We start from the raw sequence: 18830 nt of genomic DNA on the forward strand, positions 1-18830 counted from the left end.
ACCTTCCCGCTTCCCGGCCCCTCACCGCTCGAAGGTGCGACGGACCTCCTTCGCGGCGTCCTTGGCCTGCTCGCCGACCTGCTTGGCGCCGCCCTTCATGCGATCCTTGCGCCCCTCGGACTCGAGGTACGGATCGCCGGCTTCCCGGCCCGCCGCCTCTTTGCCGCGGCCCTTCGCCTTCTCCGCCTTGTTCTTCAGCTTGTCCAGGAGACCCATCGGTTTCCCCTTCCGTACGAAGCTGTACGCGGCTGGTCATTCCCCATCGTTGAGGACCTATTCGGCTCCACGACCTCGAATGACGACTCTGCGTCACCTTTCACTCACGTCGCGGATGGTGATCTTGCGGGGTAGGCTGGCGGCTCATGGAGGTCCACGATCGGCGGACCGGCCCGCACGGCGAGCTGGTCCTTCGCGGTGACGGCGAGCACTTCGAGATCATCAGCAACGGCGTGTTCCTGATGGACACCCGGGCCGGCGCGTCCGAGCGCCTCCTGGTCCGCGCCGCCCTCGACCGCCTGGCCCGCCCGGCCGACGTGCTCATCGGCGGCCTGGGGGTGGGCTTCTCCCTCGCCGAGGCGGTGCGCTCGCCGTACACCCGCGGGGTGACCGTCGTGGAGCGGGAGCCCGCGGTGATCGGCTGGCACGCCGGGCCGCTCCGGCCGTACTCCGAGGGCGCCCTCGACGACCCCCGCGTGCGCGTCGAGTGCGCCGATCTCCTGACCTGGCTGCGCGCGCCGGGCGAGCCGTATGACGCCATCTGCCTGGACATCGACAACGGCCCGGAATGGACGGTCAGCGAGGGCAACGCCGCGCTCTACGGCCCGGAGGGGCTGGACCTGCTGGCCGGCCGGCTGCGGCCCGGCGGCGTCCTCGCGGTCTGGAGCGCCGCCGCCGTCACCGTGTTCGAGGATCGCCTGCGGGAACGGTTCGCGGGCGTGTCCGCGCATCCGGTCGAGGTCGCGCGCGGCGAACCCGACGTCGTCTACCTGGCCTCGATCCGGGCGGCGTAGCGGCGCTCCAGTTCTCCGGTCTCGTCGGAGCCGGGGCGCTCGGCGTCCCGCAGCCGGTCGGCCAGGGACCGCAACCGCAGGTGCCAGGCGGCCAGCGCGGCGGCGCACCGGCCGCGCTCCGCGGCCGGGCCGGTGCAGGTGAGCACCACACGGGTGCCCGCCGGATGGCCGCCGGTCAGCCGCCACCGCACGCGCCCGAGGGCGTCGCCGGCCGGCCAGGAGTACTCCAGGACCTCCGGCGCGGCGGCCTCGGTCACCTCGCCCGCCGGCACCGGGCCGACGGTGGCCCCGGGCGGCGGGACGTCGCCGGCGGCGGCCGGGGTGGGCCCGGCGAGCGCCGGCCAGACCTGCTCGATCGGGTGCGGGATGTTCCGCTCGAACCGGATCGTCCAGCCGTCGGCGTCCTCGACCACGACGCCTTCGTCCAGGCCGAACGCCTCGGCGTACGCGTCGTGCCGCTCGGGGTAGTCCTCCGGCGCCGGCCGCGTGGGGGCGCCCGCGAGGGCGGAGCCGAGCGCGGACAGGCAGGCCTCCCAGCCGGTGGCGAAGCTGCCGGCCATGGGCCGGTCGGTGAAGGTGTGGGTGAAGACGAGGAGGCAGCCCTCGCCGTCGGGGCGCAGCTCCCAGCGGAGCGGATCCTCGTACCAGGTGAAGGCCAGCACGTGCGGCGGATCGAGCTCGGCGATCTCTCCCGAGCCGAGCGGGATCTCTTCGTACTCCTGTGTGAAGCGGACCTCGCCGCCGAGGCGCAGGTCGATCTCCTCGACCGCCGAGGGGAACCAGTGGGCGAGGTGCGCGGGGTCGGTCAGGGCGCGCCAGACCTTCTCCACCGGATGGGCGAGGCGGCGCTCGAACCGCAGGACGCTACGGCCGTCCGCGGTCTCCAGGGTCGGGTTCATGTGTCGTCGGTCTCCATCGTGTCCAGATGCCGTTCCAGTGCGTCGAGCGAGTCGGACCACAGGCGCCGGTAGGGCGCCAGCCACGCGTCCACCTCGGCCAGCGGCTCGGGGCGCAGCTCGTACCACCTGCGCTGCGCCTCGGGCCGGGCCCTGACGAGGCCCGCCTCACGCAGGACGCGCAGGTGCTTGGAAGTCCCGGGCTGGGTGAGACCGAGCGCCTCGGTCAGCTCCCCGACCAGACGGGGACGCTCGAGCAGGAGGTCCAGGATGCGACGGCGGGCGGGTTCGGCCAATACGTCGAAGGTCGTGCTCACCCAGGAAACATAACGAGACAGCTATATTCCTGTCAAGGAATACAGAGTCTCGGCCTCCCCCGCGGCGCCGGGGCCCGTACGCTGCGGCAGGTGACCGACTTCGACGCGTACGAACGCGAGCTGTGGGCGGGCCGGGCCGACGCGTACGAGCGCGGCTTCGCCCGGCTGACCGCGCACACGGTCGAGCCGCTGCTGGACGCCGCCGGGGCCCGAACGGGCCGCCGCGTGCTCGACCTGGGCACGGGCCCGGGGATCGTGGCGGCCGCCGCCCTCCGCAGGGGCGCCGTCGTCTCGGCCGTGGACGCCGATCCGCAGATGGCGCGGACGGCGGCGCGCAACGCGCCCGAGGCGGAGGTGCGCGTCGCGGTGCTGCCCGTCCTCCCGCACGAGGACGAGGCGTTCGACGCGGTGGCGGGCAACTTCGTCATCAACCACGTGGGCGAGCCCGAGACCGCGCTGTGGGAGCTGCGCCGCGTCCTACGGACCGGCGGCCGGGCCGCGCTGACGTGCTGGAGGATGCCCGGCAGCGGCGTGCTCGCGCTCGTCCGCGACGCGATGGACCAGGTCGGCGTCCCGTGGCCGGACGACGTGCCGCCCAGCCCGTTCATGGAGCACGGCAGGCCGGACGCGTTCGGCGACCTGATGGGACGGGTCTTCGGTGACGTCGCGGTGGAGGAGCTGACCTGGGACTTCGAGTTCGAGCCCGAGGAGTGGTGGCGGACCGGGGCACTGGCCAGGGTCGGCTCGAACGGCGTCGTCCTCGCCCGGCAGGACGCCGCGACGATCGCCCGGGTCAAGGACGCCTACGACGGGCTCCTGAAGCCGTACGCGGCCGGGAACGGACGGGTGCGCGTGCCCGCACACGCCCTGCTGGCCCGCGGCACGCGCTGACGCCCAACCCCCTCAGCCCCGATCCGGGCGGTCGGAGACGGACGAAGACCCGGAGACGGGCGAGGACACCGTGAAGGGCCGCCGCCCGCCGGAGTGGTCACGGCCGCGGTCGCGTACACGCATCACCACACCGTCCGCCGGAGCGAGAACGGGACGGCCGAACCCGCGGAAGGACGCGGGCCGGCGGGCCGGCGGGCCGGCGTACACGCCCGCCCAGTCCCGCCCGGCATCCGGATGGTGGACCAGGTCGATCGCGTACGTCTGGCCGACCCGTGCACGCCGTGGCTGGGCACGCGGTCGGCGGGGCTGTTGACCGGAACCCACCGCCCTCGCACGGGTGGGCTCACCCGCACCGGCTCGCGCTCCGCCGGGCGCAGCCGGACGATGAGCGCGGCAGAAGGAGCAGGAGCCGGACCGGGCGGGCCAGCGCGGCCAGCACGGCGGCGCCCTGCGTCCCGTCGGCGGTCAGCATACGTCCAGCCGTCCGTCGACCCGCGGACTTCGTGCGCGGTCCGCGTCGGTACGGTGTGCCGGGAGCGAGAGAGGAGCGGGCCGGTGCGGGCGGTGGCGTACGACGGGTTCGAGCGGATGCCGGAGGTTCGGGAGGTGCCCGATCCCGAGCCGCCCCGTGCCGGGGTGGTCATCCGGGTCGAGGCGACCGGCCTGTGCCGCAGCGACTGGCATGGGTGGATGGGCCACGATGCCGACATCACGCGGTTCCCGCACGTGCCCGGGCACGAATTGGCCGGCGTCGTCGCCGCGGCCGGCCCGGAGGTCACCGGGTGGCGGGCCGGCGACCGGGTGACGGTGCCGTTCGTGTGCGCGTGCGGCCGGTGCGCGGCCTGCGCGGCCGGCGACCAGCAGGTGTGCGAGCGGCAGACGCAGCCCGGATTCACCCACTGGGGCTCGTTCGCGGAGTACGTCGCGATCGACAATGCCGACGTCAACCTCGTGGCCCTGCCCGGTGACCTGCCGTACGCGACGGCGGCCGCGCTGGGCTGCCGGTTCGCGACGGCCTTCCGGGCCGTCACCGCGCAGGGGCGCGTCCGGCCGGGCGAGTGGGTGGCGGTGCACGGCTGCGGCGGGGTCGGGCTGTCCGCCGTGATGATCGCGGCGGCCTGCGGGGCACGGGTCGTCGCGGTCGACGTCTCCCCCACCGCTCTGGACCTGGCCCGACGCTTCGGCGCCGCCGCATGCGTCGAGGGTCCCGACGGGGTGGCCGAGGCCGTCCGCGAGGTCACCGGCGGCGGCGCGCACCTGTCACTGGACGCGCTCGGGAGCCCGGCGACGTGCGCGGCGTCGGTCGAGAGCCTGCGCCGCCGCGGACGTCACGTCCAGGTAGGGCTGCTGCCCCCCGCCGCCGGCCCCGCCGTCGTGCCGATGCACCGGGTCATCGCGCTCGAACTGGAGGTCCTGGGCAGCCACGGGATGGCCGCGCACGCGTACGGCCCGATGATGGCCATGGTCGCGGACGGTTCGCTGCGCCCGGACCTGCTCATCACCCGGACGATCGGCCTGGCCGACGCTCCGGCCGCCCTGGCGTCGATGGGCACCGCCCCCGCCGCGGGCGCCACCGTCATCGTTCCCTAATCTCCTTCGTGCAGGTGGGCGAAGAGCCGGCGCAGCAGCGCGTGCAGCACGGCGCGTTCGTCCTCGTCGAGGGGCGCCAGCACCTCCTCCCGCACCGCCGTCGTCTCGGCGATCAGGTCCGCGAGCGCCGTACGGCCGGCGGCGGTGAGCGTCACCGTGGCCCGGCGCCGGTCGGCCGGGTCGCGTGCCCGCTCGACGTGGCCCGCCGCGGCCAGTTCGTCGAGGACCTTCACCACGTCGCTCGGATCGATCCGCAGCCGGGCGGCGAGGTCGCGTTGCGCCTGCGGCCCGAAGTCCGCCAGCGCCGCCAGGACGGCCATGTGCCAGAGGCGCAGTTCGCGCGCCGAGAGGCGCTCGATGATCCGGCCCCGGGCCGTCTTCCCCACCCGTGACAGCAGGTACGGGGTCAGCGCCAGCAGGCTGGGCGGTGTCTCCTCCATGTCCGCACAGTGTAGGGTCTCCACCAATAGTGGGTGCCCACCTATGAATTGGAGGCGTCATGGACGCGCTGTACCCCCGCCTGCTGGTCGGGCGGTTCGCCGAGTGCTTCGGGTTCTACGACGCGGTGCTGCCCGAGCTGACCGGCGCGACCCTCGCGCGCGGCGGCGCGACCGGGCCGTACGCGAGCTGGGACGTCGACGGCGAGGGGGCGCTCGCGCTGTTCGACCGCGCGGCGATGGCCGCGGCCGCGGGCACCGCGGACCTCCCGGCCGAGGCGCCCGCCCAGGACAGGGCCATGCTCGTCGGAAGGGTCGCCGACGTCGACGCCGGATACGAGTTCTGCCTGCGCCACGGCGCCCGCGCGGTCGCGGCCCCGGCCGACCGGCCGGAGTGGGGACCGACCCTCCGCAACGCCCTGGTCCGCGACCCCGACGGCAACCTGCTGGAACTGCAGTCGTACTGAGCCACCGCCGCCGCCCGGCGGCGCGACTCCGGCCATCCACCCCGCCAACCGATATGTCGCAATGTTTACAGCAGGATTGGGCGGCTACCCTCCATCCCGGCGACGGATCGATCGGGCCGAAGCTCGCGAATCTCACCGGACCCTGCTGTTTGAACAGGTTCAAATCTCCCGTACAGTGGGGTCTCGTGACCCTCGCTGTTGGACTGCCGGAGCAACTCGCCGTCCGCACCGTCCCCGTGCGCGCGCCGGAGGATCTGCTCGCCCGACTCCCCCACGCGGCCGCCCTGGCCTGGGTACGCCACGGCGACGGGCTGGTCGGCTGGGGCGAGGCCGCACGCGTCGCCGTCCCGCCGGGCGAGGACCGCTTCACCTGGGCGCGGCAGTGGCTCTCGGCGCTCTTCGACGCCGCCACGATCGACGACCCGCTCCAGGTGCCCGGCTCCGGGCCGGTCGCCTTCGGCAGCTTCTCCTTCGACCCCCGCTCCGAGGACTCGGTCCTCATCGTGCCGCGGACCGTCCTCGGCCGCCGTGACGGGCAGGCCTGGTACACCACGATCGGCGACCACGCCGACCCGCTGACCCTCCTGCGCCCTCCGGCGCCGCCCGCCGCCGTCCGGTGGGCCGACGGCGACGTCACCGCGCCGCGGCACATGCGGGCCGTGGCCGCCGCCGTCGAGCGCATCCGCGCGGGAGAGCTGTCCAAGGTCGTCCTCGCCCGCGACCTGCTGGCCGTGACCGACGAGCCGATCGACAGCCGGATCCTGCTCCGGCGCCTCGCCGACCGTTTCCCGTCCTGCTACACCTTCGCGTGCGCCGGACTGGTCGGAGCGACGCCCGAACTGCTGGTCCGGCGCATGGGAGGCCAGGTCGAGTCGCTGGTGCTGGCCGGGACGATCGCCCGCGGCTCGGACGGCGACTCCAGCGCCGCCACCACCCTGTTCGCCTCGGCCAAGGACCGCGAGGAGCACTCCTACGCCGCCGACATGGTCCGCGCCGCGCTGGCCCCGCTGTGCCGGGACCTGACGGTGCCCGCCGAGCCGGAGATCCTGCGCCTGTCGAACCTCATCCACCTGGCCACGCCCGTACGCGGCCGGCTCGAGGAGGACCGCTCGGTCCTGGACGTCGTCGGCGCGCTGCACCCGACGCCGGCGGTCGGCGGCACGCCCACCGACACCGCCCTCGACGTGATCCGCGAACTCGAGGCGATGGACCGAGGCCGCTACGCCGGGCCCGTCGGCTGGATCGACGCCCGGGGCGACGGCGAATGGGGCATCGCCCTGCGGTGCGCGCGGATCGAGGGGCGGCGGGCCCGCCTGTACGCCGGCGGCGGCATCGTCGCCGGCTCCGACCCCGCCGCCGAACTCGCCGAGACCCAGACCAAACTGCGCGCCATGCAGTACGCCATCGAGGGCTGACCCTCCTCAGCCCGAGCGGGACTCCACGAGCGCGCCGATCCCGTCGAGGATCCGGGCGAGACCGAACTCGAAGGCGTACTCGGGGCTGAGGGCGGCCTGGTGAGCCTCGCCCGCGGCGGCGCCCACGCGCGCGGCCACGGGATACCGGTCGGCCTCGAAGACGTTCGCGAGCAGCGGGGCGTGCGCCGCCCACCACTCCTCGTCCGTCATGCCCGTACGGCTCTGCGCCTCGGCCGCCTCGACCAGCAGGCGCGCCGAGCTCACCGCGTGCTGCAGGACCAGCGTGAGCGCCGAGTCCATCTCCACGTCGGTCAGCCCGATCCCCTCGACGGCACGCAGTTCCTCGTCGTACTTGGCCAGCGCGTTCGGCCCGAGGGCCGGGCGGACCGTCGCGACCTGCAGCATCCAGGGGTGCCGCCGGTACAGGGCCCAGTTGGCGCGGGCGACCTGCCCCAGCCGCTCCCGCCAGCCGCCGGACGTCTCCACCCGGCCCGGCCGGTCGCCGTGGACGGCGTCGACCATGAGGTCGATCAGCTCCGCCTTGCCGGGGACGTACGTGTAGAGCGACATGGCGCCCACGCCCAGCCGCTCGGCGACCCGCCGCATCGACAGCGCGGGCAGGCCCTCGGCGTCGGCGACCTCGATGGCGGCCCGCGTGATCTGCTCGATGGTCAGGCGCGGCTTCGGTCCCCTGCTGGGGCGTGCCTGCACGCCCCAGAGCAGCTCCATCGTCCTCGTGGGGTCGCCGCTGCCGCTGTACTCCGTCGTCACCTCGCAATTGTCTCCAACCCGTCTCGGCGGACCGAACTCCGTATGCCGTACGGTATTGTTTGACCCAGATACTCCGTACGACGTACCGAGTTAAGGGGATGGGATGACCACGACCGACCTGGCCGTCGCCGCCGAAGGACTGCGCAAGCGGTACGGCGGCACCGCCGCCCTGGACGGCCTCGATCTCGCGGTGCCCGCCGGCACCGTCCGCGGGCTCCTGGGGCCGAACGGCGCGGGCAAGACGACGACCGTACGGATCCTGGCCACCCTGCTGCGGCCGGACGAAGGGCACGCGACCGTCGCCGGGTTCGACGTGCTCGACCGGCCCGCCGAGGTCCGCCCGCGGATCGGGCTGCTCGGCCAGCGCACGGCGGTGGACGAGATCCTCAGCGGCCGGCAGAACCTGGAGCTGTTCGGGCGGCTGCATCACCTGGGCGCGCGCGCTGCGCGCGCCCGCGCCACCGAACTCCTCGACCGCTTCGGCCTGGGCGACGCCGGAGGAAAGCCCGTCGGGCGCTACTCCGGCGGCATGCGCCGGCGTCTCGACCTCGCCGCGGCGCTCATCCTCGCGCCCGCCGTGCTGTTCCTCGACGAACCGACGACCGGGCTGGACCCGCGCGGCCGCCTGGAGATGTGGGACGCCGTCCGCGCGCTCGCCCGTGAGGGCACCACCGTGCTGCTCACCACCCACTACCTGGACGAGGCCGACCACCTCGCCGACACCATCTCCGTGGTCGACCACGGCCGGGTCGTCGCGGAGGGCACGCCCGACGAGCTGAAGTCCCGCACCGGGGACGACCGGATCGACGTCGTCGTCCGCGACCCGGCCACGCTGCCGGTCGCCGCCGAGCTCCTGGGCCGCGTCAGCGGGACCACGGCCCACGTCGACCCGGACCTGCGCCGCGCCGGGGCGCCGGTGCGCGACCGCGCCACGGCGCTCACCGGGGTCGTCCGGGCGCTGGCCGACGCGGGCATCGATGCCGAGGACATCGCGTTGCGGCGCCCGACCCTCGACGAGGTCTTCCTGCACCTGACCGGGCACCGCGCCGGCGAGCCGAACCGGAACGGGCAGGAGGTGCCGGCATGACCGTGCACGTCCCCCCGATCCCCCGGACGCCGGCGGCCCGGTTGCGCTGGGCCCTCACCGACGGATGGACGCTGACCCGCCGCGCCCTGACGCACTGGGCGCGCCGGCCCGCCCAGGTCGTCGTCGGCCTGCTGTTCCCCGTCATGACGGTGCTGATGTTCCGCTACCTGTTCGGCGGGCAGATGCGGGTGCCCGGAGGTGGCGGCTACGCGCAGTTCCTGCTGCCGGGGATGTACGCGATGACGATGGCGTTCGGGCTGGAGACCACCTTCGCCGCCGTCAGCGGGGACGCGGCCAAGGGCGTCACCGACCGGTTCCGCTCCCTGCCGATGGCCTCATCGGCGGTGGTCACCGGCCGCGCGGTCGCCGACCTGCTGAACTCCGCGCTCGCCCTCGCCCTGATGGTCGCCTGCGGGCTCGCGGTCGGCTGGCGCTGGCACGACGGCGCGGGGCGGGCTCTCCTGGCGGTCGGGCTGCTGCTGCTCCTGCGCTTCGCCCTGCTGTGGGCCGGGATCTACCTCGGCCTCGTCGCGGGGAACCCGGAGCTGCTCGCGGCCGTGCAGATCCTGGTCTGGCCCGTCGGCTTCCTGTCCAACGTCTTCGCCGCGCCGTCCACCATGCCCGGCTGGCTCGGGACGATCGCCGAGTGGAACCCGCTGTCGGCCACGGTGTCGGCCGCCCGTGAGCTGTTCGGGAACCCCGGCTGGGGCGGCGGATCCTGGGCCGCCCGCCACTCCCTCCTGCTCGCCGTCCTGTGGCCGGTCCTCATCACGTCCGTCTTCCTTCCCCTGTCCGTACGCCGATTCCGGCGGCTGAGCCGCTGACCCGGCGCACCGGCCGGCCTTCGGGGCGGCCGGTGGCGCGGAATGCGCATCCCGCCCGTAACCGTGCCGCCGATCGGCGCGCCCCCTTGCGACGTGGAGCGGCCATGCACCCCGGATAGGGTCCAGATCATGAGTGAATGATCGAACTGGAGGGCGCGGTCAACGTCCGGGACCTGGGCGGCCTGCCCACCGTCGACGGCGGCGCCATCCGCACCGGCGCGCTGCTGCGTTCGGACAACCTGCAGGACCTCACCCCGGCCGACGTCCGCCGCCTGGTGACGGACCACGGCCTGCGCAACGTCGTCGACCTGCGCAGCGACACCGAGGTGAGCCTCACCGGCCCCGGACCGCTGACCCGCGAGCCCACCGTCACGATCCACCACCTGTCGCTGTTCAGCGAGGGCGGCCGGTTCACCGACGTCGAGGCCGACACGATCGACACCGACAATGTGCTGCCCTGGCAGGGCCGTCAGGAGGACGGCCCGGAGAGCGACCGCTCCGTCGGCCACTACCTGGGTTACCTGGCCGACCGTCCCGACTCCGTCGTGCGCGCGCTGCGCGTCGTCCCCAGCGGCACGTCGATCGTGCACTGCGCCGCCGGGAAGGACCGCACCGGCGTCGTCGTCGCCTTCGCCCTGTCCGTCGCGGGCGTACCACGCGAGGAGATCGTCGCCGACTACGCGGCGACCGGCGAACGCCTGGAGGCCATCCTCGCCCGCCTGCGCTCCAGCCCCGTCTACGCCCAGGACCTCGACTCCCGGCCCGCCGACACCCACATGCCGCACGCGCAGACGATGGAGAAGTTCCTCGCCGTCATCGACGAGCACTTCGGCGGCCCGCTCGGCTGGCTCGAACGCCACGGCTGGACGGACGCGGACACCACCGCCCTCCGCGCCACCCTCCGCGACGGGAGTCGATGACTTTCGGTGACGAAGTCTCGCTCTGCGTGTTAGGGTCCTGCTCAAGCCGCCGACACCGAGTATTGGGGAATCACGTCTGTTATGACCTCACTGCCCGAGTGGCTCTACCCCGGGCCGGAGGGCGGCTGGACGTCGGACGACCTGGACGCCCTTCCGCCCGACGCCCCGAAGCATGTCGAGCTGGTCGACGGAGCCCTCGTCCTGATGTCACCGCAGACCAAGTTCCACATGCTGGTGGTCGACCTGCTCACGGACGCACGGCTCGGCATCCGCCCCCCGAGGGTCTCACCGTGGTGCGGGAGATGACCGTCAAGCTCGGTCTGCGGCAGCGTCCGGAGCCCGACGTCATGGTGGTGGCGGATCAGCGCCCCGACGACCTCGACCGCACCTACTACCTGCCCGAAGAGGTACGGCTCGTCGTCGAGGTGGTCTTGCCCGACTCCGAGGACCGCGATCGGTTCACCAAGCCGATCAAGTACTCCGAGGCCGGGATCAGGTACCTCTGGCGGATCGAGCGTGACGGTCAGCGGCCCGTCGTCTACACCTACGAGCTGGATCCGTCCATCCGGGCGTACGTGCCGACGGGCGTCCATCACGGCCGGGTGCACACGAACATCGGGTTCGAGGTCGACCTGGATCTCGACCTGGGCCGGTTCCGTCAGCGCTGACCGGGCGACCATTGCGGTCGAAAACCGGCCGCAATGTCCCGTACGGTGCCGGTCATGGAGATCCTTCCTTCCCCCGGACCGGCGCCTGCCGCCTCCACGACGGCCGCCCCCCGTGTCCTCGGCCGCCGCGCGCTGAACCGGGCGCTGCTCTCCCGCCAGATGCTGCTCGCCCGCGAGACCCTGCCGGCCGTCCGGGCGGTCGAGCGCCTGGTCGCGATGCAGGCCCAGGCTCCGCTCGCGCCGTACGTGGGGCTGTGGACCCGGCTGGCGGGGTTTCGGGCCGACGACCTCGCCGACCGGATCAACGGCCGCGACCTCGTCCGCATCGCGCTGATCCGCGGAACGATCCACCTGCTCAGCGCGGACGACTGCCGTGAGTTGCGCCCGCTCGTCCAGCCCGTGCTCGACCGCGCCCTCAGGGCGGGGTACGGCCGGCACCTGGCCGGGCTCGACCTCGATGCCGTCGCGGCCGCCGGCCGGGCGCTCGTCGAGGAACGGCCGCGCACGTTCGCGGAGCTCGGCGCGGCGCTCGGCGACCGCCTCCCGGACCGTGACACCGGCGCGCTCACCGCGGTCGTACGCACCCAGGTGCCGCTCGTGCAGTTGCCGCCCCGGGGCGTCTGGGGCCGGGGCGGGCAGGCCGTGCACACGTCGGCCGAGGCATGGCTGGGCCGGCCCCTGTCGGCGGACCCGTCGCCGGAGGATCTGGTGCTCCGCTACCTCGCCGCGTACGGCCCGGCCTCCGTCAAGGACCTGCAGGCCTGGTCGGGCCTGACCCGGCAGCGCGAGGTGGTCGACCGGCTCCGGCCCCGTCTGCTGTCCTTCCGCGACGAGCGCGGCACCGAACTGCTCGACCTGCCGGACGCGCCCAGGCCCGACCCGGAGACTCCCGCTCCCCCGCGGTTCCTCCCCGAGTACGACAACCTGCTCCGGTCGCACGCGGACCGTACCCGCGTCCTCCCGGAGGAGCATCGCGGCCGGCTCGCCACCCCGAACGACTCCCCACGGCCGGCGTTCCTCATCGACGGGTTCGTCCACGGCACCTGGCGGATCGTCCGCGAGCGGGACCGCGCGATCCTCGACGTCGAGCCGTACGCGCCCCTGGCCGCGCCGGACCGTACGGCGCTGCTGGAAGAGGGCGCCCGGCTCCTGGCCTTCGCCGCCGACGGCGCCGACCACGACATCCGGGTCCGCGTCGCGGAACCCGGCGTCGCCGGTGAACGCCGCCCGGTCGAATAGGGCGCGATCGGTGAACGTCGCTCCGCCGAAGCCGGGGCGGCGGTCATCGACGTCGAGACCACCGGTCTGGACGGCGTCGTCATCGAGGTCAGCGAGGAAGCCGCCCGGCCACGCCATGCGCCTGTGCCCACACGGAGAGTATGTTCGCGCTTGATATGAGGGGAGCCCCACGTGTTTTCGTGAGGGTATGGCACTCGACAGGGGCGAGAACTGGGGCACGCCGGTGTTGTCGGACGACTTCGGGGGCACCCGGCTTGACTCGCGCAAGTGGCAGGTGGACGAGGCGCCTGACGGCGTCCACGTCTCGGGCAGGGTCCTCAACCTCGTGGGCGGGCTCTACGGCGGCCACGACCAGAACGCGGGCGTCATCTCCCGTCTTGCCCAGACCTACGGCCGCTGGGAGGCCCGCGTCCGGGCCGACCGTGGCGACGGCTACTCCGCGACCGCGTTCCTGTGGCCGGTGCACATGGGCGACCCGGAGTACGCCGAGATCGACTTCGCCGAGATCTTGTCGGGTGACCGTAAGAGCGGTGGCCTGTTCATCCATCACGGGCCCGACGACCGGCAGGTGCAGCGCACCATCCACGCTGATTTCACCAAGTGGCACACCATGGGCGTCGACTGGCTGCCCGACTACGTGACGTTCTGGATGGACGGTGAGGAGACCTGGACCTATTCCGGGTCGTTCGTCCCCCACCAGGCCGAGATGCAGCTCTACCTGCGCATCGAGATGCGGGAGGGGTTCCACCGCACGCCTACGACGCCCGAGCGGATCACCATGCAGGTCGACTGGGTCCGGGTCTACCGCGCTCCTCATGCGTGATTCCGTGCCTTCGCCGGTTTCGATCACGAGGCTCCGGGACCCGGAGCGTCACCGTCCCGTTGCCGGTCCCGATTCCGGCCGCCCTACGGCGTCTCGTCCCGCGCGGGTGGGGCATGCCCACCTCCGGCGAGCTGGTCGATGGTGAGCCTGGCGATGTCGGCGTCCAGGCCATCGAAGTCGTCGGTGAACTGCCAGATGTCCGGCCTTTGCCAGCCGCACGTCAGCCTCTTGGGCAGCCACGGGTCGAACGTCCGCGGCCATGTCGAGGTGCGGGCGCTGCTGGGGTATTGGGGGTACCACCACAGGTCGTAGTGCCGGTCGAGCCCGCGGCCGGTGCCGTTGGAGGCGTAGGCGGAACCCAGGTAGATGCCGGAGGTGACGCCGCGCGAGTGCCGGCGGATGTGGTCACCCTATGCCTTCGCCCAGGCGTTCGTCCTAACCTGGTCCAGGTCGCCGACTTCCAGGTCGAGCCACACCGACTCGCCCGGCACGGGCTTCACGACGGACAGGAACCTGGCGGCCTGCAAGGCCGCCGAGGAGTCCTCCGGACGCGCGAAGTGATACGCGCCACGGTGCCTTGCCCCGCCCTTGGCCGATTTCCACTGCGCGGCGAATTTCGCGTTGGTGTAGCTCGTACCCTCGGTGGCCTTGACGATGACGAAGTCCGCGGCCGGCGCTGTGGCCGAGTCGTACGCGGAGATGTCGAATCCATGGAGCACGGTGGTCACCCCACCGGGCGGGAGTCGTCCGCCGGCGCCGCGGTTCGGGCGATGAACTCCCACCATTCGCCGTAGCCCATGATCTGAGAGTCGCGGGGCCGCTCGACCAATCCCACCCGGTGGTGATGATCGCCCTCCCACACCCAGATCGTCGAGGAGGTGCAGTGGTCGATCATGCCGATGTGGTTCGCCCCCCTCGGGGTGCCGGCCCAGTCGTACCAGACCAGCCGGCGAGCCCGCGGCATCCTCGAGACCCGGTCGTGCAGCCTCATCCAGGCGAACCAGACCTGGACCTCGGCGAAGTGCTTGTTCAGGCCACCCGCCGCGGCGGTCCACTCCGACCCGCCCTGAGCGATGACCCAGAGCAGGCCGTATCCCGGTCCGCTCCGAGGACCGCAGCCGGCCGCGTGCGCCGGGGTTGTTGACCTGGTAGGGGAACCACTGGTCCGTCCTCATGCGGCCGGGCCGGTTGGCGAGATGGCGAGCGGTGTGCCGTGGCCCGCCTGATGGTTCGTAGCTGCGAAGCATCATGGTGTAAGTCTCCGATAAATCGGTTGTATCGGTACGCAACTGCGAACTAAGTTCGGCTGCCATGGATGAGGTGGCGGAGGTGGTGGCCCGGGCGGCGAACAGCCTCGCGCAGCGGATGCGGGCCGAGCGGCCGCGCGACGGGCTGAGCCTGTCGATGGTCAGCGTGCTGTCCCACCTGGACCGGGCCGGGCCCCTGACGCCGGGGACGCTCGCCGAGCTGCAGAAGGTCGAACCGCAGACGATGACGCGGACGCTGTCGCGGCTGGAGGAGGAGGGCCTGATCGACCGGGTCCCCGATCAGGCCGACCGCAGGCGGCTGCGCATCAGGCTCACCGAGGCGGGGCGGCGGCGCCTGGAGGACCATCTGCGGCCGAGGATCGACTGGCTGGCCCACCGGATGGAGGAGAACCTGACCCCCACGGAGCGGGAGCTGCTGCGGCTGGCCGGCGGGCTGATGGAGTCCCTGGCCGCGTGGGACGACGACCAGGTGACCGCCCCGTGAGCCCGCCGGCCGCACTGCGGGACTCGCCGCGGTACCGCGTCCTGAAGGCACTGGCCGCCGGCTCGCCCGGCCTGCTGACCGGCGCGGTCGTCTTCATGCTCGCCGAGGGTCTCATCCCCAACCTCGTCCTGATCGCCATGGGACGGACCGTCGGGGCGATCCCCGCGGCCGTACGCTCCGGGCTGGGCGGGCACGACGGGGAGGTGCTGCTGTCCCGGCTGACGGTGGCGGGCCTGGTGTACGCCGTGTCGCTGCTACGCGGACCGGCGGAGGACGTCCTGACCGCGATGGTGCAGGCGAAGATGAGCGCGGTCCAGCAGGAACGCCTGATCGAGGCGGTCAGCGCGCCCGCCGGGATCACGCACCTGGAGGACCCGGACGTGCTCGACCGGCTGGCGTCCGCGCGCGGCGAACTGTCCGCCTACCAACCCGCCGGAGCCGCGATGACGCTGATCGGGCAGCTCGGCGACCGGCTGTCGGGCGTGATCGCCTGCGCCGTCCTCGCGAGCTTCCGGTGGTGGCTGGGGCTGGGCCTGTTCGTGATGTGGCTGCTGGTCCGGCGGCCGCTGCAGGCGCTGGTACGGGCGCGCATCGCGACGTTCCGCAAGGCCACCGAGCCGCTGCGCAGAAGCTGGTACTACCTTCACCTGGCGTTCCGCCCGGCCGCCGCGAAGGAGGTCCGGGTGTTCGGCCTGGGGCCGTGGCTCGTCGGCAACTACCGCGAGCGGAACACCGAGGCGATGCGGCCCGCCTCCGACGAGATGCGGGCGCTGAACGGCCGGATCGCCGCGTCCACCGTGCTGATCCTGGCCGGGTACGGAATCGCCGCCGTCGCCCTGGGCACGGCCGCGTACGACCGTTCGCTGCCGCTCGGCACGCTCGTCACGATGCTGACCATGCTGCCCGCCACGATGCAGGTCGGCGGCCTGACGGCGGCCGACGTCGCCGTCGAGACCATGCTGTCGTCCGTCCCCGACCTGGACGCGCTGACCACCGACCTGCGGCCCGCTCCCCTCCCCGCGGGCGGTGGGCGGCCCGTGGCCGGACGGCCGCACCGCGAGATCCGGTTCGAGGGCGTCTCGTTCCGGTATCCCGGTACCGACCGGAACGTGCTCGACGGCCTCGACCTGGTGCTGGAGGCCGGCCGGTCCACGGCCGTCGTCGGCGTCAACGGGGCCGGGAAGAGCACGCTCATCTCGCTGCTGGCGGCCCTGCGCACCCCGACCGAGGGCCGCGTCCTCGTCGACGGCGTCCCCCTGGAGGAGTTCCCGGTACGGGACTGGCAACGGCACGTCGCGGCGGTCTTCCAGGACTTCACCCGCCTGCCGCTCACCGCCCGCGAGAACGTCACGATGGGCCTCGGCGGCGAGCCCGCCGACCCGGAGGTCCTGGCGGCGGTGGCGCGCCGCGCCGGCGCCTCCGAGCTGGTCGCGGACCTGCCGGACGGATGGGACACCGTCCTGTCCGCGCAGTACGACGGCGGCCGGGACCTGTCCGGCGGGCAGTGGCAGCGGATCGCCCTCGCGCGGGCGCTGTACGCCGTCGAGCGCGGCGCGGGGGTCCTCGTCCTCGACGAGCCGACCGCTCAGCTCGACGTCCGCGCCGAGGCCCGCTTCTACGACCGTTTCCTGACCATCACCGAGGGCGTCACCAGCCTGATCATCTCGCACCGCTTCTCGACGGTCCGCAAAGCGGACCGGATCGCCGTCCTCGACGGCGGCCGCATCACCGAGTACGGCGGCCACGACGAGCTGCTGCGGGCCGGTGGCACCTACGCCGAGATGTTCCGGATCCAGGCCGCTCGCTTCGCACCGAACCGGGAGGCACGCCGGTGAAAGGCACTTCCGCCGTCACGACGCTGATCGGCACGGCCTGGCGGGCGGCGCCCATGACGCTGCTGTGGGCGTTCACGGCGGCCACCGTCGGGGCCGTCGCGTCGGCCGCCTTCCCCCTCGGCTTCCACTACATGGTCGACGGGGCACTCGCCCACCGCTCCGGCGAGGTCACGTTCGGCGTGGCCCTCGTGGCGATCCTCTTCAGCGTGGCGACGACGCTCACCACCTTGTCGGTCACCGGGAACTGGACGCTCACCGACCGCCTCAACCTGTTCGTCTCCGGGCGCATCGCGCTGCTGCTGAGCACCGCGCCCCGGCTGGAGCACTTCGAACACCGGGAGCTGCTGTCGGAGATCGACCAGCTCCGCAACGACCGCCGGAGCCTGGCCGCCGCGCCCCGGCAGCTGCTCCGGGCGTGGCAGGTGGTGATCCGGGGCGGCGCGATCATGTTGCTGCTGGCGACCGTGTACCCGCCCGTCATGCTCATGCCGCTGTTCGGGCTGATCCCCGCGCTCGCCGACCGGCGGGCCGGGCGCGTCCAGGCCCGCACCGGCGACGAACTCGCCCCGACCCGGCGGCTGATCGGCGACCTGTTCACGCTCGCCACCACCGCCGAGACCGCCAAGGAACTCCGGACGTACGGCGTCACCGACGCGCTGGCCGCCCGCCACGCCACGCTCGCCGAAGAGGCCCGCCGCCGCGACGTGCGGGGAGCGATCCGCGCCGCGGCGTGGGAGGCCCTGGGCTGGGTCGGGTACGCCGCCGCCTTCGTCGGCGTCATCATCGTGCTCGTGCTGCGCGCCGCGCACGGGCACACCTCCCCCGGCCAGGTCGTCATGGCCGTGAGCCTGATGCGACGGGCCCAGCGCCAGGTCGCCGGCGCCTCCGACACCGCCGGGTCCCTCGCCAGGGCCGTCCGGACCGCCCGGCGGCTGGCCTGGCTCGAGGACTACGTCGCGGAGGAGACCCGGGCTCCCGGCCGGACGCCGGTACCCGACCGCCTCCGTACGGGCATCCGCCTGGAGGGCGTGGGCTTCCGCTATCCGGGATCGGACGAGGACGTCCTGTCCGACCTCACCGTGGACCTGCCGGCGGGAGCGACAGTCGCGATCGTCGGGGAGAACGGCGCGGGCAAGACCACACTGGTCAAGCTGCTCACCGGCATGTACCGGCCGACGGACGGGCGGATCCTGGCCGACGGCGCCGACCTGGCCGGCCTGTCCCCCGACGAGTGGCGCGCCCGCACCACGGCGGTGTTCCAGGACTTCGTCCGCCCCAACCTCGTCGCCCGGGAGGCGGTCGGCATCGGCGACCTGCCCCGGATCGAGGACGAGGCCGCGGTGCGCTCCGCGCTGGCCGCCGCGGGCGCCGACGGCCTGCCGTCCCGGCTGGCCGACGGTCTCGCCACTCCCCTCGGCCGCTGGTTCACCGGCGGCCAGGAGCTGTCCGGCGGGCAGTGGCAGCGGATCGCGCTCGCCCGCGGCCTGATGCGGGCCGACCCCCTGCTGACCGTCCTGGACGAGCCGACCGCGGCCATGGACCCGGCCGCCGAGGCCGAGCTGTTCACCCGGTTCGCCGCGCTGGCCCGGGCCGGGCGCCGGGCCGGCGGCATCACCCTGCTCGTCTCGCACCGGTTCTCCACCGCGCGCACCGCCGACCTGATCATCGTGCTCCAGGACGGCCGGATCACCGAGGCCGGTGACCACGAGACGCTGCTCGCCCGCGGTGGCGGCTACGCCGAGTTGTTCACCCTGCAGGCCAAGGCGTACGAGCCCGGCTGAGCCGCCACGCGCGACCGCGGGCCGGGCCTGGCCGGGGCACGCGCCGAGCCGAACGTGCACCGAAGAGCGGACCGGTCGAGCGGCCACAGGCCCCGCGAAGACACGGA

The 18830-nt window shown here is 73.4% G+C and carries 23 protein-coding genes; 15 read left to right on the forward strand and 8 right to left on the reverse strand.

What is annotated here, in order from left to right:
* Positions 1–21: 21 nt before the first annotated feature.
* On the reverse strand, positions 22–216 hold the full coding sequence (locus tag NE234_RS17310; RefSeq protein ID WP_252781333.1) for a CsbD family protein: 195 nt from the start codon (positions 214–216) through the stop codon (positions 22–24).
* A 146-nt stretch (positions 217–362) separates the two neighbouring features.
* Between NE234_RS17310 and NE234_RS17315 the strand changes: the two genes are divergently transcribed.
* On the forward strand, positions 363–1010 hold the full coding sequence (locus tag NE234_RS17315; protein ID WP_252781334.1) for a spermine/spermidine synthase domain-containing protein: 648 nt from the start codon (positions 363–365) through the stop codon (positions 1008–1010).
* On the opposite strand, the gene NE234_RS17320 is transcribed toward NE234_RS17315, so the two are convergent.
* Both NE234_RS17320 and NE234_RS17325 read right to left on the reverse strand, forming a co-directional pair.
* On the reverse strand, positions 983–1909 hold the full coding sequence (locus NE234_RS17320; RefSeq protein ID WP_252781335.1) for an SRPBCC family protein: 927 nt from the start codon (positions 1907–1909) through the stop codon (positions 983–985). The two genes, NE234_RS17315 and NE234_RS17320, sit on opposite strands and share 28 nt — an antisense overlap.
* A complete protein-coding gene (locus NE234_RS17325) occupies positions 1906–2223 on the reverse strand; it encodes an ArsR/SmtB family transcription factor (RefSeq protein ID WP_252781336.1) in 318 nt (105 codons plus the stop codon). The genes NE234_RS17320 and NE234_RS17325 overlap by 4 nt, the downstream gene beginning before the upstream one ends.
* 90 nt (positions 2224–2313) lie before the next feature.
* On the opposite strand from NE234_RS17325, the gene NE234_RS17330 reads away from it, so the two are divergent.
* The gene (locus NE234_RS17330; protein ID WP_252781337.1) at positions 2314–3114 is read left to right on the forward strand and encodes a class I SAM-dependent methyltransferase; all 801 of its coding nucleotides are present in this window, start codon (positions 2314–2316) and stop codon (positions 3112–3114) included.
* Positions 3115–3457: 343 nt separating this feature from the next.
* On the opposite strand, the gene NE234_RS44360 is transcribed toward NE234_RS17330, so the two are convergent.
* On the reverse strand, positions 3458–3586 hold the full coding sequence (locus tag NE234_RS44360) for a hypothetical protein (RefSeq protein ID WP_256528930.1): 129 nt from the start codon (positions 3584–3586) through the stop codon (positions 3458–3460).
* Positions 3587–3669: 83 nt separating this feature from the next.
* Here NE234_RS44360 and NE234_RS17335 point away from each other — a divergent pair, with 83 nt between their 5' ends.
* Positions 3670–4704 (forward strand): zinc-dependent alcohol dehydrogenase family protein, encoded by a 1035-nt coding sequence (locus tag NE234_RS17335; protein WP_252781338.1) that lies wholly within the window; start codon positions 3670–3672, stop codon positions 4702–4704.
* Here the strand turns inward: NE234_RS17335 and NE234_RS17340 are convergent.
* Positions 4701–5144: a MarR family winged helix-turn-helix transcriptional regulator gene (locus tag NE234_RS17340; protein WP_252781339.1), complete on the reverse strand. Its 444-nt coding sequence runs from the start codon at positions 5142–5144 to the stop codon at positions 4701–4703. The two genes, NE234_RS17335 and NE234_RS17340, sit on opposite strands and share 4 nt — an antisense overlap.
* Before the next feature lie 59 nt (positions 5145–5203).
* On the opposite strand from NE234_RS17340, the gene NE234_RS17345 reads away from it, so the two are divergent.
* Both NE234_RS17345 and NE234_RS17350 read left to right on the forward strand, forming a co-directional pair.
* The gene (locus NE234_RS17345) at positions 5204–5608 is read left to right on the forward strand and encodes a VOC family protein (protein ID WP_252781340.1); all 405 of its coding nucleotides are present in this window, start codon (positions 5204–5206) and stop codon (positions 5606–5608) included.
* Positions 5609–5793: 185 nt separating this feature from the next.
* The gene (locus NE234_RS17350; protein ID WP_252781341.1) at positions 5794–7023 is read left to right on the forward strand and encodes an isochorismate synthase; all 1230 of its coding nucleotides are present in this window, start codon (positions 5794–5796) and stop codon (positions 7021–7023) included.
* A gap of 6 nt (positions 7024–7029) precedes the next feature.
* Here the strand turns inward: NE234_RS17350 and NE234_RS17355 are convergent, their stop codons facing one another.
* Positions 7030–7794, reverse strand: a complete 765-nt coding sequence (locus NE234_RS17355; RefSeq protein ID WP_252781342.1) for a TetR/AcrR family transcriptional regulator — start codon at positions 7792–7794, stop codon at positions 7030–7032.
* 103 nt (positions 7795–7897) lie between these two features.
* On the opposite strand from NE234_RS17355, the gene NE234_RS17360 reads away from it, so the two are divergent.
* The 7 genes from NE234_RS17360 (at position 7898) to NE234_RS17385 (ending at position 13355) form a co-directional block, all read left to right on the forward strand.
* Positions 7898–8881 carry an ATP-binding cassette domain-containing protein gene (locus tag NE234_RS17360; protein WP_252781343.1) on the forward strand — a complete coding sequence of 328 codons (984 nt, stop codon included), beginning with the start codon at positions 7898–7900 and terminating at the stop codon, positions 8879–8881.
* Positions 8878–9705 carry an ABC transporter permease gene (locus NE234_RS17365; RefSeq protein ID WP_252781344.1) on the forward strand — a complete coding sequence of 276 codons (828 nt, stop codon included), beginning with the start codon at positions 8878–8880 and terminating at the stop codon, positions 9703–9705. Before NE234_RS17360 ends, NE234_RS17365 begins: the two co-directional genes overlap by 4 nt.
* A gap of 137 nt (positions 9706–9842) precedes the next feature.
* Complete coding sequence (locus NE234_RS17370; RefSeq protein ID WP_252781345.1) at positions 9843–10625, forward strand: tyrosine-protein phosphatase; 783 nt, start codon at positions 9843–9845, stop codon at positions 10623–10625.
* 81 nt (positions 10626–10706) lie between these two features.
* Positions 10707–10931: a hypothetical protein gene (locus NE234_RS45340; RefSeq protein ID WP_308206900.1), complete on the forward strand. Its 225-nt coding sequence runs from the start codon at positions 10707–10709 to the stop codon at positions 10929–10931.
* Positions 10928–11293 (forward strand): Uma2 family endonuclease, encoded by a 366-nt coding sequence (locus NE234_RS45345; RefSeq protein ID WP_308206901.1) that lies wholly within the window; start codon positions 10928–10930, stop codon positions 11291–11293. Before NE234_RS45340 ends, NE234_RS45345 begins: the two co-directional genes overlap by 4 nt.
* Positions 11294–11347: 54 nt before the next feature.
* A complete protein-coding gene (locus NE234_RS17380) occupies positions 11348–12532 on the forward strand; it encodes a winged helix DNA-binding domain-containing protein (RefSeq protein ID WP_252781346.1) in 1185 nt (394 codons plus the stop codon).
* A 187-nt stretch (positions 12533–12719) separates the two neighbouring features.
* The gene (locus NE234_RS17385) at positions 12720–13355 is read left to right on the forward strand and encodes a glycoside hydrolase family 16 protein (protein ID WP_252781347.1); all 636 of its coding nucleotides are present in this window, start codon (positions 12720–12722) and stop codon (positions 13353–13355) included.
* 410 nt (positions 13356–13765) lie between these two features.
* Here NE234_RS17385 and NE234_RS17390 read toward each other — a convergent pair whose 3' ends face one another.
* Together NE234_RS17390 and NE234_RS17395 are read right to left on the reverse strand one after the other, a co-directional pair.
* Positions 13766–14074, reverse strand: coding sequence for a GH25 family lysozyme (locus NE234_RS17390; RefSeq protein WP_252781348.1), 309 nt, complete (start codon positions 14072–14074; stop codon positions 13766–13768).
* A 5-nt stretch (positions 14075–14079) separates the two neighbouring features.
* Positions 14080–14346, reverse strand: coding sequence for a hypothetical protein (locus NE234_RS17395; protein ID WP_252781349.1), 267 nt, complete (start codon positions 14344–14346; stop codon positions 14080–14082).
* A 320-nt stretch (positions 14347–14666) separates the two neighbouring features.
* On the opposite strand from NE234_RS17395, the gene NE234_RS17400 reads away from it, so the two are divergent.
* From NE234_RS17400 to NE234_RS45355, 3 genes are read left to right on the forward strand one after another with little or no spacing between them, the layout of a single operon-like run.
* Positions 14667–15107, forward strand: coding sequence for a MarR family winged helix-turn-helix transcriptional regulator (locus tag NE234_RS17400; protein ID WP_252781350.1), 441 nt, complete (start codon positions 14667–14669; stop codon positions 15105–15107).
* A complete protein-coding gene (locus tag NE234_RS45350; RefSeq protein WP_252781351.1) occupies positions 15104–16942 on the forward strand; it encodes an ABC transporter ATP-binding protein in 1839 nt (612 codons plus the stop codon). The genes NE234_RS17400 and NE234_RS45350 overlap by 4 nt, the downstream gene beginning before the upstream one ends.
* Entirely contained in the window at positions 16939–18723 is a 1785-nt protein-coding gene (locus NE234_RS45355; RefSeq protein WP_252781352.1) for an ABC transporter ATP-binding protein, read from the forward strand. The genes NE234_RS45350 and NE234_RS45355 overlap by 4 nt, the downstream gene beginning before the upstream one ends.
* The last annotated feature ends 107 nt before the right edge of the window (positions 18724–18830 follow it).

It is taken from the genome of Actinoallomurus rhizosphaericola (assembly GCF_024055675.1).
Classification (GTDB): Bacteria; Actinomycetota; Actinomycetes; order Streptosporangiales; family Streptosporangiaceae; genus Actinoallomurus; species Actinoallomurus soli.